This window comes from Pseudomonas sp. USTB-Z, assembly GCF_019691255.1.
GTDB lineage: Bacteria > Pseudomonadota > Gammaproteobacteria > Pseudomonadales > Pseudomonadaceae > Aquipseudomonas > Aquipseudomonas alloputida.
On record NZ_JAECZP010000020.1, the window covers coordinates 51,215 to 66,937 of the forward strand.

13 protein-coding genes are annotated in these 15,723 nt (G+C 65.5%); 3 read left to right on the forward strand and 10 right to left on the reverse strand.

What is annotated here, in order from left to right; translation table 11 throughout:
* Positions 1-3 precede the first annotated feature (3 nt).
* Genes I8746_RS20760 through I8746_RS20785 form a run of 6 tightly spaced genes read right to left on the reverse strand, consistent with a single transcriptional unit; the run spans position 4 to position 6,815 of the window.
* The gene (locus tag I8746_RS20760; protein WP_012053233.1) at positions 4-1,635 is read right to left on the reverse strand and encodes a BatD family protein; all 1,632 of its coding nucleotides are present in this window, start codon (positions 1,633-1,635) and stop codon (positions 4-6) included.
* Entirely contained in the window at positions 1,632-3,350 is a 1,719-nt protein-coding gene (locus I8746_RS20765; RefSeq protein WP_003247238.1) for a tetratricopeptide repeat protein, read from the reverse strand. The genes I8746_RS20760 and I8746_RS20765 overlap by 4 nt, the downstream gene beginning before the upstream one ends.
* On the reverse strand, positions 3,347-4,423 hold the full coding sequence (locus tag I8746_RS20770; RefSeq protein ID WP_012053232.1) for a VWA domain-containing protein: 1,077 nt from the start codon (positions 4,421-4,423) through the stop codon (positions 3,347-3,349). Before I8746_RS20770 ends, I8746_RS20765 begins: the two co-directional genes overlap by 4 nt.
* On the reverse strand, positions 4,416-4,910 hold the full coding sequence (locus I8746_RS20775) for a DUF4381 domain-containing protein (RefSeq protein ID WP_012053231.1): 495 nt from the start codon (positions 4,908-4,910) through the stop codon (positions 4,416-4,418). The genes I8746_RS20770 and I8746_RS20775 overlap by 8 nt, the downstream gene beginning before the upstream one ends.
* Positions 4,907-5,851 (reverse strand): DUF58 domain-containing protein, encoded by a 945-nt coding sequence (locus tag I8746_RS20780; protein ID WP_004577431.1) that lies wholly within the window; start codon positions 5,849-5,851, stop codon positions 4,907-4,909. The genes I8746_RS20775 and I8746_RS20780 overlap by 4 nt, the downstream gene beginning before the upstream one ends.
* A gap of 4 nt (positions 5,852-5,855) precedes the next feature.
* Positions 5,856-6,815 carry a MoxR family ATPase gene (locus I8746_RS20785; protein ID WP_003247242.1) on the reverse strand — a complete coding sequence of 320 codons (960 nt, stop codon included), beginning with the start codon at positions 6,813-6,815 and terminating at the stop codon, positions 5,856-5,858.
* A 227-nt stretch (positions 6,816-7,042) separates the two neighbouring features.
* On the opposite strand from I8746_RS20785, the gene I8746_RS20790 reads away from it, so the two are divergent.
* Positions 7,043-8,353 (forward strand): DUF2235 domain-containing protein, encoded by a 1,311-nt coding sequence (locus I8746_RS20790; RefSeq protein WP_012053229.1) that lies wholly within the window; start codon positions 7,043-7,045, stop codon positions 8,351-8,353.
* A 35-nt stretch (positions 8,354-8,388) separates the two neighbouring features.
* Here I8746_RS20790 and I8746_RS20795 read toward each other — a convergent pair whose 3' ends face one another.
* The 4 genes from I8746_RS20795 to I8746_RS20810 form a co-directional block, all read right to left on the reverse strand.
* Positions 8,389-9,606, reverse strand: a complete 1,218-nt coding sequence (locus I8746_RS20795) for an MFS transporter (protein WP_012053228.1) — start codon at positions 9,604-9,606, stop codon at positions 8,389-8,391.
* 59 nt (positions 9,607-9,665) lie between these two features.
* Positions 9,666-10,880, reverse strand: a complete 1,215-nt coding sequence (locus tag I8746_RS20800; protein WP_012053227.1) for a benzoate/H(+) symporter BenE family transporter — start codon at positions 10,878-10,880, stop codon at positions 9,666-9,668.
* Positions 10,881-11,028: 148 nt separating this feature from the next.
* A complete protein-coding gene (locus I8746_RS20805) occupies positions 11,029-11,916 on the reverse strand; it encodes a dihydrodipicolinate synthase family protein (RefSeq protein ID WP_012053226.1) in 888 nt (295 codons plus the stop codon).
* A 44-nt stretch (positions 11,917-11,960) separates the two neighbouring features.
* On the reverse strand, positions 11,961-12,743 hold the full coding sequence (locus tag I8746_RS20810) for an aldolase (RefSeq protein ID WP_004577435.1): 783 nt from the start codon (positions 12,741-12,743) through the stop codon (positions 11,961-11,963).
* Positions 12,744-12,987: 244 nt separating this feature from the next.
* Between I8746_RS20810 and I8746_RS20815 the strand changes: the two genes are divergently transcribed.
* Together I8746_RS20815 and I8746_RS20820 are read left to right on the forward strand one after the other, a co-directional pair.
* Complete coding sequence (locus I8746_RS20815) at positions 12,988-14,535, forward strand: AMP-binding protein (protein WP_012053225.1); 1,548 nt, start codon at positions 12,988-12,990, stop codon at positions 14,533-14,535.
* A 14-nt stretch (positions 14,536-14,549) separates the two neighbouring features.
* The gene (locus I8746_RS20820) at positions 14,550-15,716 is read left to right on the forward strand and encodes an acyl-CoA dehydrogenase family protein (protein ID WP_012053224.1); all 1,167 of its coding nucleotides are present in this window, start codon (positions 14,550-14,552) and stop codon (positions 15,714-15,716) included.
* The last annotated feature ends 7 nt before the right edge of the window (positions 15,717-15,723 follow it).

Genomic DNA, 15,723 nt, shown 5'->3' on the forward strand with positions numbered 1-15,723 from the left:
GCATCACTTGGGATAGAGCGGCGGCAAGCTGCCGTTCTCGCCCGCCGGCAGCAACACCTGCTCAGCTGGCGGAATGGTACCAATCGCCCGCCACAAATCCTCCCCCTGCCAATACTGCCCGCTCTCGCTGTACAACGCCCCGTTCAAACCATCCAGCGCATCCGACAACGGCACGAAGCGCGCCGCCATCTCGGCCAGGGTTTCCGGTTGCTGCCGGGCCCAGGCATCCAGCGCCTGGCGCGTAGCCTGGGGGTCGTTGGCCTGGCATGCGCGCTTGAGGTCGTCCAGCAAGGTGCGTGGGCTTGGCCCGTTCTGTGCCGTGCGCAGCACCGCTGGCCGCGAACGGGCGCGCCACCACAGGGCAAAGCCAAGCACAGTGGTCAGGGCGAACACCAGTGTGGACAGCTGCCAGGGCCACAGCAGGGTGCTGGCGCTGCTGTTGTCGCCCACCGGGGTGTCGGCGCTCAGTGCCGGGTTGTCCAGCACGTTCAGCGTGCGCGCCGGCAGGCTGCTGTGCTCCAGGTGGTCTTCGCGGGTGTTCCACCAGGCCACTTCCAGCGCCGGCAAGGCCAGCGTGCCGCTGTGAGTCGGCACCAGGGCCTCGCGCTCTTCGCGGTTGGCGGTCATGCCCCGTTCGCTGATTTCGTTGCGCAGCATCGGCTGGTCAGGGTAGCGGCGCAGGCCGATGATTTCTGTGGCCGGCAGCGGCGGCAGTTGGGTGCTGGACAAGCCTTCGGCACGCAAGGTGATGTTGCGCGTCAGCGAGTCGCCAATCTGTACCTGCTGGCTGCTGGGGTCGGGGCTCCAGTGCTCTTCCAGGGTCAGGCTGCTGGCGGGCAGCCACGGCAAGCCAGCCGGCCAGGCTGCCGGAATCGGCCGTACCGTGAGGCGCAAGGGCAGCGAGCTGACCTGCACCTGGTGGCCGGCGCGGGCCGTGCCATTGGCCTGTGCTGCTTCGTCGCTGCTGGCGGCTGCCGTGGCGGTGAACGTCAGTGGCGGGATGTCGAGGTTGCCGCTTTGCTGGGCATACACCGCATAGCGGGTTTCGATCACACCGTGACGCACGCCGTTGATTTCCTTTTCATACGTGCGCGACTCGCCCAACGGCTCGACCTTGGCGTTCTCCAGTTGCAGGGGGCTGAGGCTGCTGTCGTCGTACAGCGCTACCGAGTGGTAGATGCGCAGGGTCAGCACGGCTTGGGCCTGGACATAGACGTCATGGCTGTCGAGGGTCGCTTCGATGAAGACCTGAGCGTTGTCCTGGCGGCTGGCATCGGCCTGCAGCACTTGCAATTCGATGGCTTGGCTGTGTGACTGGCCCAGCTGCAGCTCGGGGATGCGCAGGCTACCGCTGCGCCGTGGCAGCAGGGTGATGATCCAGCGGGTGCTGGCGCGGGTTTCGCCGTCCAGGGTGTGCAGGCTGTTCAACTGGCGCGTGCCGCGCACTTCGAAGTCACCTTCCAGGGCGCGCAGGTCAGGCTTGCCGAACTGGGTGACGTCCTGGCTTTCCAGGGTCAGTTCCAGGCTTTCGCCCGCTTCCAGGCGGGTGCGGTCGACGCTGGCCTGCAGCAGCGGTTCGGCCTGGGCCATTACGGCCCATAGCAGGGTGAGGAGAAAGACGCCGAAGCGACTCATCGTGATTTTTCCTGATGCAATTGCTGTTCATACCAGAATTTGCGTCGCAGCAGCTCTGCCGGGTTGTCGGGAATTTCCCGCAGCCATTGCTCCAGGGCTTGGCGCTGTTCGCCGTCGAGGCTGGTCGACACCGGGCGCTGTGGCGGCTGGATGACGCTGTCGTCACCCCCGGCCTGGTTGCCGGGGGCGGCCTGGCTGTTGCTGCTGCTTTCGCCGGGTTGTTCGGGGCTGGCCTGTTGGTCGTCGCCGGGTGTGCCTTGGGCCGGGCTGCTGGCCGAGCTGCTGTTGCCTTCGGTTTCGCTGCCGGGCGTGTCTTGGGCATCGCTGCCGGGCGGTTGTTCCTCGGCCTTGGCTTCACGTTGCTGCAGCAGTTGCTGCACCAGCGCCTGGTTGTCCAGCGCGGCCTGCAGGTCGGGCTGGCGCTCCAGGGCTTGCTCGTAGGCATCCAGGGCGGCGTCCAGCTCGCCACTATGGGCCAGGGCATTGCCTCGATTGTAGTGGGCTGCTGCAGTGTCGCCTTGGGAAAATGCCTCGGCGGCCCCGGCATAGTCGCCGGCCTGGTACAGGGCCATGCCGCGCCATTGCGGGTTCTGGAAGTGACGTGCAGCGCTGGCCGGGCGGTTTTGCTCCAGCAGCTTCTGGCCTTGCTGGTCGGGGCGCAGCCACAGGTCGTTGAACTCGAAAGCCTGGCTAGGCTGCGGCAAGGCCAGCAGCAGCGGCAGGCAGAACAGCCAGCCGCGCCGGCCAGCGCAGGCGGCCAGCAGCAACAACGGAATCAGCAGCCAGTAACCTTGGTCGGCCCAGCTGTCCAGTTGCAGGGTCTGGCCGTCATTGCGCCCGCTCCGCGGGTTGTCGAACAGGCCCAGGCCACGCAGGTCGAGGTCGTCAATGCGGGCGTGCCGGTAGCGCCCGCCCGTGCCGCTGATAAAACCCTTCAGGCTGGCACTGTCCAGGCGAGGCAAGAGGATGCCGCCCTGGTCGTCTTTAAGGTATTCGCCATTGGCCTGGCGCACCGGGGCGCCTTCGCGGCTGCCGATGCCCAGCATCAGCAGGCTTGGGCCCTGGCGGCCGAGGGCCTGGGTGATGCCCTGGCGCTCGGCGGCGCTGAGTGCCGAGCCTACCAGCAGCAGGCGGCCTTGGCCGAGGCCGCTCTGGGCCAGCAGCGCCAGGCCTTTTTGCACGGCCAGGTCGGCACGCTGGCCGGGTTTTGGCATGATCGACGGGTCGATGGCCTCGAGCAAGTTGCGGGTGGTGGCCAGGTCGTCAGACAGCGGCACCAGGGTGTGCGCGGAGCCGGCATACACCACCAGCGCCGTCTGGCTGTCGCGGCGGTGTTCAAGCAGGTCGAGGATCTTGCGCCGGGCCTGTTCCAGGCGGTTGGGCGGGCTGTCCTCGGCGAGCATTTGCGGGGTCAGTTCGAGCAGGATCACCAGGGGGTCGGCCGGGCGCTGACGGCTTTCTTCCAGCCGCTGCCAGCTGGGCCCGAGCAGCGCCAGGATCACCAGTAACCAGGCGAGGCCCAGCGCCACCCACGGCAGTTTGCTGGTGCTGCCGCTGCCGCCACCCAGCAGTACACCATGGAAGGCGGGCGGCAGAATCATCTGCCAGCGCCCGGCACGCTTGCGCCGGTGCCACAGCTTGTACAGCAGCCAGCCGAGCACGGGAACCGCCAGCAGCCAGAGCGGGCGCAGCCATTGGGGCCACAAGTCGATCATCGCCGCCTCCTTAAACGCAGGCGCTTCAAGCGCTGGCGCCATTCCGGGTGCGGCTGCAGGAAGCGCGGCTTGCGCAGCAGGCGCTGCAACAGGTTGTCAGGCCACTGCACGGCTACCACCAGCAGCACGCTGAGCAGCAGCGCCAGCGCCAGGGGCCAGGCGTACAGGGCCTGGGCTGTGCGTGCCTGGGTCGGTTGCTGGGCCACGGGCTCCAGTTGGTCGAGGGTATCGCCGATAGCGTCCAGTTCGGCGCCGTCATGGGCGCGGAAGTAGGCGCCGTGGGTGATGTCGGCAATTTCCTTGAGCGCGGCTTCGTCCAGGTCCAGGCTCGGGTTGAGGCCGAGCAGGCCTGGTGTGCCACTGGCTTCGGGGTTGGCGCCGATACCGATGGTGTAGATGCGCACGCCTTCCTGGGCCGCCAGGCGGGCGGCTGTCAGCGGGTGAATCTGCCCGCCGTTGTTGGCACCGTCCGTGATCAGCACCAGCACCCGGCTTTGTGCCGGGCGTTCGCGCAGCCGTTTGACCGCCAGGCCAATGGCGTCGCCGATGGCGGTGTTCTTGCCGGCGATGCCGATCTGCGCCTCGATGAGGAAGGTGCGCACGGTGCGCCGGTCAAAGGTGAGCGGCGCCTGCAGGTAGGCCTGGCTGCCGAACAGGATCAGGCCCACACGGTCGCCTTCACGGTCTTGCAGGAAGTCGCCCATCAGCGCCTTGACCAGGTCGAGGCGGCTGATGTCCTCGTTCTTCCACTGCATGTCGGGGAAGTCCATCGACCCGGACACGTCCACCGCCACCAGCAGGTCGCGGCCGCTGGCGGCGATCGGCACCGGTTCGCCCAGCCATTGCGGGCGAGCGGCGGCGCACAGCAGCAACAGCCAGATGACGACGAACGGTGCCTGCTGGCGCCAGGTGGGCAGGTTGAGCCGTGCGCGGCGCCCGGCCAGGCCTTCCAGCTCGCTGAGGAAGCCCACCTTGAGCACCGGTTCACCGCTGTCGGCGGCGGGCAGCAGCAGGCGCGCCAGCCATGGCAACGGCAACAGGGCGAAGACCCACGGCCAGGCCAGTTCAAACATGCTTGCGGATCCAGGTTTCGACGGCTTGGCTGAGCCCGGCGATGGCCTTGTCATCGAGCTTGCACTCGGGTTTATAGGCGCCTTCTACCAGTACCATCCAGCGGGTCAGGCCGGCGGCCGGGCAGCGGTTATCCAGAAAGGCCAGCCACTGGCGGCCGTTGAGGGTGTGGCTGTTGGCGCCTGGGTAGTGGTTGCGGCACAGGCGTTTGAGCAGGGCGTTGATCTGTTGCAGCCAGGCGCCGGCCGGGGCGCCGTCATACGGGCGTGGCAGGCGGGCCAGCTCGGCCAAGGCCTCCAGGCGTACCGGGTCCAGGGGTTGTTCGGCGCGCACGATGCGGCGTTTGCCCGGGCGCCAGCGGCGCAGCCGCCACAGGCCCCAGCCCAGGAGTGGCAGGGCGGCCAGCAGCAGCCACCAGCCTGGTGCGGGTGGCCACAGGCTGACCGGTGCCGGGGCGATCAGTGGGTGCAACTGGTCGAGCGGGTTCATGACGCGCTCCGGGGCCGCTGGGCGTTCAGGTACTCGCGCAGTTGCTCGATCATTTCGCTTTGCGTGCTCAGTGGCATCAGGACCACCCTCAGCTTTTGCGCCATCAGCTCCCAGCGCTCGATGCGGGCCTCGGCCTGCTGGCGGTAGGCCTGGCGCAGGTTGGCGTCGAGGGTGTCGAGCTCCAGCTGGGCGCTGCGCTGGGCGAAGCGCAGCAGGCCGGCGGCGGGCAACGCGTGGTCGAGCGGGTCGGATACCGGCAGCAACAGCAGGTCGCAATGCCGTGAGAGCATGGCCAGGTGCTGTTCCACCTGGGCGCTGAGCGAGCGCTCATCGCAGATCACGATGGCCAGGCTGCCGGGGCGTAGCACTTCGCGGGCGCGGCGCAGGGCCAGGCCGAGGCTGTCGGCCCCGGGTATGGCTTCGGTGTGCAGTGACTGGTTGACCTTTGCCAAGCGGTTGAGCAGTTGCAGCAGGCTCTGTTTGCTGCGTCGGGGCTTGATCTCGTGGTGTTCGTTGTCGCCGAACACCAAGCCGCCGATGCGGTCGTTGTGGCCCAGCGCTGCCCAGCCGAACAGCGCCGCCGCCTGGGCCGCCAGCACGGACTTGAACATCAGCCCTGAGCCGAAGAAAAGCCGTTGGCTTTGTTCGACGAGGATGAAGATCGGCCGCTCGCGTTCTTCGTGGAACAGCTTGGTGTGCGGCTCCTGGGTACGCGCAGTGACACGCCAGTCGATGTTGCGCACATCATCGCCGGCCTGGTAAACGCGCACCTGGTCGAAGTCCACGCCGCGCCCGCGCAGCCTGGAATGGTGCAGGCCGACCAGCGGGCTGCGCTGGCCGGGCTTGGAAAACAGCTGGATTTCGCGCACGCGGTGGCGCATGTCGATCAGCTCGGCAAGGCCAATGCGGATGCCGTGTTCGGCCAGCTGCGCAGTGGGCATGGGGTCAGGCAACGGCGACGACGTCGAGGATGCGCTGGACCACGCGGTCCTGGTCGATCCCTGCCGCCTCGGCCTCGAACGAGAGGATGATGCGGTGGCGCAGGACGTCGAACAGCACGGCCTGGATGTCTTCGGGGCTGACGAAGTCGCGCCCGGCCAGCCAGGCATGGGCACGCGCGCAGCGGTCCAGCGAGATGGAGCCACGCGGGCTGGCGCCGTAGGCGATCCAGTCGGCCAGCTCGGTGTCGAACTTGGCCGGGGTGCGGGTGGCCATGACCAGCTGCACCAGGTATTCCTCCACTGCGTCGGCCATGTACAGGCCAAGGATTTCCTTGCGCGCAGCGAAGATGGCCTGCTGGCTGACCCGGCGCTCAGGCTTGGTCTCGCCGCCTAGGGCTTCACCCCGGGCCTGCGCCAGGATACGCCGCTCTACGGCGGCGTCGGGGAAGCCGATTTTTACATGCATCAGGAAGCGGTCGAGCTGGGCTTCGGGCAGCGGGTAGGTGCCTTCCTGCTCGATCGGGTTCTGTGTGGCCATGACCAGAAACAGCGGCGACAGGTCATAGGTGCTGCGGCCCACGCTGACCTGGCGCTCGGCCATGGCTTCGAGCAGCGCCGACTGCACCTTGGCCGGTGCGCGGTTGATTTCGTCGGCCAGCACCAGGTTATGGAAGATAGGCCCCTGCTGGAACACGAAGCTGCCGGTTTCCGGGCGGTAAATCTCCGTGCCGGTGATGTCGGCCGGGAGCAGGTCGGGGGTGAACTGGATGCGATGGAACTGCGCTTCGATGCCTTCTGCGAGTTCTTTGATGGCTTTGGTCTTGGCCAGGCCCGGTGCCCCTTCGACCAGCATGTGGCCGTCGGCCAGCAGCACGATCAACAGCCGTTCGACCAGTTTCTCCTGGCCTAGGATCTGGGTAGAAAGAAAAGTGCGCAGCGCGATCAGCGCTTCACGGTGTTCCATCGGCGACGGTTCCTGGTAGGGGCCTGAGGCGGCGTGAGGCAGCAGCCTTGGCAAGGGGGGATACTTTAATCTATCCGGGGGGGCGACCACCAATGGCGGCGGGTAAATTTATCGTTGCAGCCGGGCATGCGGGCAAAGAAATGTCCCACGTATGGCTGGCCATTGCCTGATGTTCCGTGACGGCGTGCTGGCGCCTGCTTGTGCTTTTCGGACAAGCAGGAGGCACGATGATGAAAATGACCAGCGCCAGCACGCCAAACCTTACGCCGATCACCTTGCGGTTTGGCGTTTTCTTCGATGGCACCGGTAATAACCAGCACAATGCCATGACGATGGGTGATCAGGGCGACAAGGGCGGCAGCTATGGCAACGCCTTGAGCAATGTGGCCCTGTTGCATGCGTTGTATCCGGCTGATGCGGCCAATACCGACGGGCCGCAGGCGTTCTTGAAGCACTATGTGGAAGGCGTGGGCACGCTGGCGGGTGAAGCCGACCATGTCTACGCCTCGGCCACCGGGCATGGGCGCACGGGGGCCGAGGCGCGGGTTGCCGAGGCGTTGCAGGCGATGGCCGAGCAACTGCAGGCGTGGCGCCGGGCGCATCCGCAGGCAACGCTGGAAGGGGTCGAGTTCGATCTTTTCGGTTTCAGCCGGGGTGCGGCGGCGGTGCGGCATCTGGCCAACCTGCTGCACGAGGACGCGGGCGGGCTGTTATCGGTGGCGTGCGAAACCTCGATCAACTTTATCGGCCTGTTCGACACCGTGGCGGCGATCATCGCGCCCTTACAGGGTGACTTCGACCCTGCAGACGGCCGCCACGGTGGCCTGCGCCTGGGCCTGGGTGCGGGTATTGCCCGGCACGTGGTGCAACTGGTGGCCGAGGACGAGCGGCGGCATAACTTCCCGCTGGTACGCAGTGGCCACGATATCGTGCTGCCGGGTGTGCACTCGAACATTGGAGGTGGTTACCCGGAAACCACCCTGGAGCAGGTGCTGCTGTGTAAACCTCAGTCCCAGCGTGTGCCCGCAGGCATGCGTGTCGAGCAGTGCCGCGTCCATGCCAAGGTGAGCGCCTTGCTGGCTTCGGCGTTTGCCGATATGGGCGAACCCAGGCCGCGCGTGATGACCTGGGAGGAGCCGATTGCCGGTGGGCATCGGGACGAGGCGCAAAAGCAGGTCTATGCGGCGGTGTACCGGGAGCGGCAAGTGGCGGGGCACTTGTCCCGGGTGTACTTGAGCGTGATGCGGGCGTTGGCGGTGCGCGCGGGTGTGCCGTTTGCGCCGTTGGGCGCGCAGGCAGAGCATTGGCTGCCGGATGAGTTGTCGGGCATCAGCCGAAAACTGCATGCCTTTGCCTTGGGGGAAACTGGCCAGGCGGGGTTGAGCGAGGAAGAACAGCGGCTGTTGCGCGACAGATACATGCATGCGTCAGCGAACTGGAATGCACTGAAGGGTTTGCGCAACAGTGTGCTGGATGTGCTGTTCGTCAATCGGCCGGGGGCAGGCGGGCGAGTGATGCATGCCAACCCGGCGCAATGAATGACTGACCCTGGCCTGGCAATGCTGCACCGGGCCTACAGGGCGCGCGCCAGCTGTTCAGTCGCGCGCCTTCTGGCTGAATACGTCTCCTGTGCCAGGGTCAGCAGCACCGTCAGCAACATGAACACCACCGATGCGATGAAGATCCCGTTGGGCAGGCGCTGATCGAGCATCCAGCCGAACGCTACCGGCCCGATGGCGCCACCGATGTTGAACCCGGTCGACACCAGGCCGAAGGTTTTGCCCTCGGCCCCGGGTGGCGCCGCTGCCTTGACCAGCATGTCCCTTGATGGGGCGATGACCCCCGTGAGCAAGCCAATGGCGCCCAGTACGACCACCAATGCCCAGCCCTGCAGCAGCCCCAGTGCCACCAGAGCGGTCAGCGCAGCCGCCAGCGCGAAGGCCAGCGCCGCCACCAGGCCATGGCGCCGGGTACGGTCGGCCAAAGCGCCTCCGCACAGCACGCCGGCTGCGCTGCTCAGCAGGAAAGCGGTGAGCGCGGCGTTGGCCCAGGCCAGTGTCAGGCCTTGGCCCTGGACCAGGGCGGCTACGGAGAACTTCTCGATGGCACTGGTGCTCAGGTTGAGCAGGATGAACAGCACCGTCAGCACGCCGATCATGGGGGTGAACAAACGTACGCGGCCTGTTGCTGCGGCCGGGCCTGTGTCTTGTTTGTTGGCAGGCCTGGCGACCCGGTAAACGCCACTGCCTGGTATCGATATCAGCAGTAGCGCGGCTACCCCGAATACCGCGCCCGCCGCCAGGGCTGCCCGCGTGCCGAGCGCCGCGGCGATGCCGAGAAATACGGCTGGGGTAACGGCTGAACCGAGGAAACCGGCAAAGGTATGAATAGAGAACGACCGCCCCAGGCGTGCGGGCTCGATGCCGTTGGCCAGCAGCGCATAGTCGGCCGGGTGGTACACACCATTGGCCAGGCCAGCCATGGCCATCGCCACCAGCAATACCGCATACCCGGGGCTGGCCGCCAGTAGCACGAAACTGAGGCTGCCCAGCAACAGCCCCGCCTTGAGCACTTTACGTGCGCCATAGTGATCGACGGCGTAACCCAGCGGGGCCTGTACCAGCGCGGAGACGATGTTGAACACCGCCAGGGCTACGCCCAGCTCTACGAAGCCCACGCCCAGCAGGCCGGGCAATACGGGCAGTAGCGCCGGGATCAGCATGATGTGCACGTGGCTGACGAAGTGCACGGCAGCAATTTGGGTCAGCAGCTTGGGGCCAGCGTGGGGCATGTCGATACCTGTTGAACAGCGTGCGCCCCTGGCGCACGGCAAGGTGGTGGAAAGCTCGTTTAGCGGGAGGCGCCGCGCAAACCGGGCAAGCGACCGTTCAGCACAACATGGGCCAGCAGACCAATGACCAGGCCCCAGAAAGCCCCGCCAATGCCCAACAGGCTGATGTTGGCCGCCGCCGCCAGGAAGGTGATCAGTGCTGATTCGCGTGAACGGGCATCGGCCAGGGCGCTGGCCAGGCTGGCACCGATGGTGCCCAGCAGGGCAAGGCCCGCCAGGGTGGTGATAAAGGTGCCCGGCAGGGCCATGAAGACACTCGCCAGCGTGACCCCGAACACCCCGACGAGGATGTAGCAGACACCGGCAGCGATGCCCGCCACCCAGCGCTTGTCCGGGTTTTCATGGGCTTCCTTGCCGGTGCAGATGGCCGCGGTGATGGCAGCGATGTTGAACGCGTGTGAACCGAAGGGCGCCATCAGCAACGAGCCGATGCCGGTGACGGCGACAATCGGGTTGGCGCTGGTCTTGAAACCATCGTTGCGCAGCACCAGCATGCCGGGCATGTACTGGCCGGTGAGGGTGATCAGGAACAAGGGCAGGGCCACGCTGAGGGCCGCGTTGAGGGAGAAGGTGGGCGCGGTGAAAACCGGTGAGGCGAATTCCAGCCGCAACGTCGTCAGGCCCACTTGCCCCTGCAGCAACAGGTAGCCCAGGCCCAGCAGCAATATGGCGACCACGGCGTAACGGGCGGTGAAGCGTTTGAAGGCCACATAGGCTGCAATCAGCAGCCCGGCGAGGGTGGGGTCGACCGACAGGCTGGCAAAGGCACCGATGCCAAACTGCAGCAGGATGCCGGCCAGCAGGCCGGCGGCAATGCCGCCGGGCACGACACGCACCAGGCGCTCGAAGCACCCGCTCAGCCCCAGCACCACGAAGCCGGCGGCCGACAGCAGGTAGGCACCTATGGCCTCGCTGTAGGGCACGCTGGCCAGGGCGGTGACCAGGAACGCGGCGGCTGGCGTGGACCAGGCTGTGATGACCGGCTCGCGGCTGTACCAGGACAATGCCAGGCCGCTGAGGCCGACGCCGATCGACACCGCCCAGACCCACGACGACGTCAGCTCCGGGCTCAGCCCGGCCACTTTGGCCGCCTGGAACACCAGGATGAACGTGCCGCCGTAGTTGACGATCACCGAAACGAGTCCGGCAATCACCGGGTGAAGGATGTCTGTCAGCCTGAGCGGCGTTGCAGAGCTTTGAGCAGGCGCGTCCATGGTTGCCTCTGGTAATGGTCAGATGAGGAGCGGTTTTGTGCGGCGAAGGGGTAATCCGACTGCAGCGTCATTGGCCCTTTCGCAGCCCAAGGCTGTTCCTGAAAAAAAGGCTGCCCGACAGCGACAGGCTGCCGGGCAGGTTTGTGCATCAGTTGGTCAGCGCCACCAGCAGGTTTTTCAGGTGGTTGCTGCCTTGCGCATCCAGCGGCTGCAGGGGCAGGCGTGGGGCGCCGACCTCCTGGCCGAGCATTTTCAGGCCGGCCTTGATGGTGGTCGGCAGGCCACGGCGGGTGATGTACTCCAGCAGCTCGTACTGGCGGTAGAACAACGCACGGGCTTCGGCCAGATCGCCTTGTTGTACGGCGTCCCACAGTGCCAGGTTGAGTGCAGGGATCAGGTTGGGCGCGGCGGTACACCAGCCCGTGGCGCCGGCCACCAAGGCTTCCAGGGTCAGCGGGTTGCAACCGTTGTAGAACGCCACCTGACCATCTGTAGCCGTGAACAGGCGGTGCATGCGCTGGATGTCACCGGTGCTTTCCTTGACCATGGTCACAGTGGGCACTTCGCCGAGGATACGCAGGATCAGCTCCACCGACAGGTCGGTGCCGCTGGTGCCCGGGTTGTTGTAGAGCATGATCGGAATGTCGATGGCGGCGCCGACCGCCTTGTAGTGGGCGACCACTTCGGCTTCGGTGAGCTTCCAGTAAGAGATGGGCAGCACCATCACCGCCGTAGCACCGCAGGCCTGTGCCAGGCGGGCACGCTGCACGGTGCGGGCGGTGGTCAGGTCGGAGACGCTGACCACGCTGGGTACGCGCCCGGCAATGCGTACCTGGCTGAAGCGCACCACGGTTTCCCATTCGCTGTCGGACAGGTAAGCCCCTTCGCCGGTGCTGCCCAGCGGCGCGATGGCGTGCACGCCGTCTGCGATCAGGCTATCGATGGACGTGCCCAGGGCATCCAGGTCGAGTGAGCCGTCTGCCGTGAAGGGAGTGATGGTGTAGCCGATAACGCCGCGAATTACAGGTGTAGACATGACCAGGCACCTTTGCCGTTGTTGAGGGAAGAGTACAGCTTCGATCAGCCCAGGCAGTCGCCATGGGCACGCAAGGCACGGCGCGCGTAGTAGCTGAAGGCAGCACCGTGACGTTTGGGGGTGGAAATCCAGTCGTGGGCCTCTTTGCCCAGTGCTTCGGGGATGGGGCGGATGTCACCGGCGCCCATGGCCAGCAGTTGCATCTTTGCTGCCCGCTCGAACAGCAGGGCGAGCACGCAGGCTTCCTCGATCGAACGCCCAGCGATCAGCAGGCCATGATGGGAAAGCAGGATTGCGCGCTTGTCGCCAATCGCGTTCGCGATGATTTCGCCTTCTTCGTTGCCCACCGGCACACCGGGCCATTCCTTGAGGAATGCACAGTCGTCGAACAGTGGGCACAGGTCCATGTGCGAGATGGCCAGCGGAACTTCCAGCATCGACAAGGCGGCGCTGTGCAGCGGGTGGGTGTGGATGATGCAGTTGACGTCGGGGCGGGCGCGGTACAGCCAGCTGTGGAAGCGGTTGGCCGGGTTGGCCATGCCACGGCCTTGCAGCACCGTCAGGTCTTCGTCCACCACCAGCAGGTTGGAGGCAGCGATTTCGTCGAAGCCAAGCCCCAGTTGTTGGGTGTAGTAGGTGCCAGGTTCCTGCGCACGCGCAGTGATCTGCCCGGCCAGGCCAGAGTCGTGGCCGCCGTCGAACAGGATGCGACAGGTGAGGGCGAGCTTTTGTCGTACGGTGTAGGTGTTGTCGGTCAGCGCCGTCAGCATCTGTTGCTGGGCGAGTTTGACAAGCTGGTCCTTGGGGGTGTGCATGGTGGTCGTCATGGGCGGTACCTGCTGGGGTGGAGACTAGGGATGGCTGATCGGCGCGGAGGCGACGCCAGGACACGGCGTTGATCATAATGACACAAGGTGTCATATGCAAGCGATGTGTCATCCTTGCCTCAGGGCCTCAACACATCAGTGCCAGCGCAATCTGTTATGGCGTGCATACGCAACTGGTATTACTTGCCCCGGCTTCACGCTGTTTAGCATCGAGCGGGTCTTAACCGTCGACGAGAACAACAACGTGAACCTTGGAACCCTATCCAGTCGAAGTGCCAGATACTGGCCTGAACGTCTGGCGGTAATCGACCGCCACACCCGGCTGACCTTCGCTCAGCTCGAACAGCGGGCCAACCAGCTGGCCTCGGCCTTGCTGGCACAGGGCATCGCCACGGGCGAGCATGTCGCCATCCTGGCGCCAAACCGCGCCGAACTGGTGGAAGCAGAGGTGGCTTTCTACAAGGCCGGCCTGGTCAAGGTACCGGTCAATGCGCGTCTGGCACCGGATGAAGTCATTCAGGTGCTCAACGACGCCTGCAGTGTCGCGCTGATCGCCGATGCGCAACTCGCCCAGGCGTTGCTGGACCGCAGGCAGGAGGTACCTTCATTACGCTTGATCGTGACCTTGGGTGAGCGGGGCGGTGACATCACCTATGCCGCGCTGCTGGCACAAGGCAGTAGCCAGCCAATCAGCTGCGACCTGCCTGACGACGCCCTTGCCGTTTTGCATTACACCTCTGGCAGCTCTGGTGTGCTCAAGGCTGCGATGCTCAGCGTGGGCAACCGCAAGGCGCTAATCCGCAAGAGCCTCGCCAGCCCGACCCGTCGCGCCGCCCCGGGCGACGTCATGGCTCACGTCGGCCCTATCACCCATGCCAGCGGCATGCAGCTGATGCCGCTGCTGGCGGTCGGTGCCTGCAACCTGCTGCTGGAGCGCTACGATGACCAGCTGTTGCTCGAGACCATTCAGCGCGAAGGCGTGACCCGCTTGTTCCTGGTGCCTGCCATGATCAATCGCCTGGTCAACTTCCCTGATGTCGAGCGCTACGACCTGAGCAGCTTGCGCCTGGTCATGTACGGTGCCGCGCCGATGGCACCAGCGCTGGTGAAACGGGCCATCGAGGTATTCGGGCCGATCCTGGCCCAGGGTTACGGTGCTGGCGAGACCTGCTCGCTGGTAACCGTCCTGACCGAACAGGACCATTTGTGCGAGGGCGGCGACTACCGGCGCCTGGCCTCGTGCGGACGTTGCTACTTCGAAACCGACCTGCGCGTGGTGAACGACCACTTCCAGGACGTCCAGCCGGGAGAGGTGGGCGAAATCGTAGTCAAGGGCCCGGACATCATGCAGGGCTACTGGCGCGCCCCCCACCTCACCGCCGAGGTGATGCGCGACGGCTACTACCTGACTGGCGACCTGGCCACGGTGGATGAGCAGGGGTATGTGTTCATCGTCGACCGCAAGAAAGAAATGATCATTTCCGGTGGCTTCAACATTTACCCCAGCGAGGTCGAGCAGGTGCTCTACAGCATGCCGCAGGTGTTCGAGGCGGCGGTGGTGGGGGTGCCTGACGAGCAGTGGGGCGAAGCGGTGCGGGCGGTGATCGTGCTCAAGCCGGGCATGGCGCTGCAGGAGCAGGACGTCATCGAACATTGCGCCCAGGCCCTGGCCGGTTTCAAGAAACCACGTGCCGTGGACTTCGTCAGCGAGCTGCCGAAAAACCCCAACGGCAAGGTGGTGCGCCGGTTGATCCGTGACGCCTACTGGCAAAACAGCGAACGCCGTATCTGACACGAGGAACGACCATGTATCAGCCAAGCGAAAAGGCCCAGCAGATCATCGAGGCCATCAGTGGCTTCGTTCGCAACGAAATCCTGCCCCTGGAACAGCAAGCCGGTCTCAGTTGGGCAGAGCCGCACCCGCGGGCGGTGCTGCAGCAGGTATGGCAGCGTTCGTGCGAGCAGGGCTTCTACAACATCATGCTGCCCGAGGCGATAGGTGGCGCCGGGTTGAGCGTGTCAGACCTGTGTGCGGTCAAGGAAGCCACGGTGCTCACCGGCTCGATGCTGTCGCCGCACATTCTCGGTGAGCTTTCCGGACCGCCCCGTATCGGCCATCTGTTCAAGGTGGCGAGCCCGACCCAGATCGAGGCGTTCCTGCAGCCGGTGTGCCGTGCCGAAAAGGCCGTGTGCTTCGCCCTGACTGAAAGCGAAGCCGGCTCTGATGCAACGGCGATCAAGACCTCCGCACGGCGGGAAGGTGAACACTATGTGCTCAATGGCGCCAAGCGCTACATTTCAGGGGCGCCCTATGCCGACATCGCCGTGCTGCTTGCGGTGACGGATCCCGGGCGCGGTGCCCAGGGGATTTCGGCGTTCTTCGTCGACCTGAGCGCATCGGGGGTAAGGGTTGAAAGCGATTATTCGGTCATGTCCGGCGGTGGTGCGCATGGCGACATCATTCTTGAGGACGTACGGGTGCCGGCGGCCAACCGCATTGGTGAGCAAGGGCAGGGCTTCAAGTTGGCGATGGGGCGCATCACCCTCAACCGCCTGCTGCATTGCCCCACCTTGCTGGGGCTGGCCGGCCTGGCACTGAACCTCTCGATCGACTATGCCCGCACGCGCAAGCAGTTCGGCCAGCCTATCGCCATGTTCCAGTCGATCAACCACATGATCGCCGACATGGCCACCGAGCTGCATGCTGCACGCAGCATGGTCTACGCCACGGCAGCGGTGAATGACGCCGGTGGCAATATCCGCACCCAGGCCCCGATGTGCAAGCTGTTCGTTTCGGAGACGGCCTTCCGCATCGCCGATCGCGCCGTGCAGATACACGGCGGTGCCGGGCTGCTGCGTGGCAACCCGGTGGAGTGGATATTCCGTGCGACACGTATGATGCGCATTCTCACGGGAACCAGCGAGATCCAGCGCAACACCATCGCCAAGGGCGTGCTCATGCCTGAGCAATGACGCGGTA

What these genes read in the sequence shown, in the direction of transcription:
- I8746_RS20760 (WP_012053233.1), bottom strand. Translation starts at nt 1,635, where the DNA reads ATGAGTCGCTTCGGCGTCTTTCTCCTCACCCTGCTATGGGCCGTAATG.
- I8746_RS20765 (WP_003247238.1), bottom strand. Translation starts at nt 3,350, where the DNA reads ATGATCGACTTGTGGCCCCAATGGCTGCGCCCGCTCTGGCTGCTGGCG.
- I8746_RS20770 (WP_012053232.1), bottom strand. Translation starts at nt 4,423, where the DNA reads ATGTTTGAACTGGCCTGGCCGTGGGTCTTCGCCCTGTTGCCGTTGCCA.
- I8746_RS20775 (WP_012053231.1), bottom strand. Translation starts at nt 4,910, where the DNA reads ATGAACCCGCTCGACCAGTTGCACCCACTGATCGCCCCGGCACCGGTC.
- I8746_RS20780 (WP_004577431.1), bottom strand. Translation starts at nt 5,851, where the DNA reads ATGCCCACTGCGCAGCTGGCCGAACACGGCATCCGCATTGGCCTTGCC.
- I8746_RS20785 (WP_003247242.1), bottom strand. Translation starts at nt 6,815, where the DNA reads ATGGAACACCGTGAAGCGCTGATCGCGCTGCGCACTTTTCTTTCTACC.
- I8746_RS20790 (WP_012053229.1), top strand. Translation starts at nt 7,043, where the DNA reads ATGATGAAAATGACCAGCGCCAGCACGCCAAACCTTACGCCGATCACC.
- I8746_RS20795 (WP_012053228.1), bottom strand. Translation starts at nt 9,606, where the DNA reads ATGCCCCACGCTGGCCCCAAGCTGCTGACCCAAATTGCTGCCGTGCAC.
- I8746_RS20800 (WP_012053227.1), bottom strand. Translation starts at nt 10,880, where the DNA reads ATGGACGCGCCTGCTCAAAGCTCTGCAACGCCGCTCAGGCTGACAGAC.
- I8746_RS20805 (WP_012053226.1), bottom strand. Translation starts at nt 11,916, where the DNA reads ATGTCTACACCTGTAATTCGCGGCGTTATCGGCTACACCATCACTCCC.
- I8746_RS20810 (WP_004577435.1), bottom strand. Translation starts at nt 12,743, where the DNA reads ATGACGACCACCATGCACACCCCCAAGGACCAGCTTGTCAAACTCGCC.
- I8746_RS20820 (WP_012053224.1), top strand. Translation starts at nt 14,550, where the DNA reads ATGTATCAGCCAAGCGAAAAGGCCCAGCAGATCATCGAGGCCATCAGT.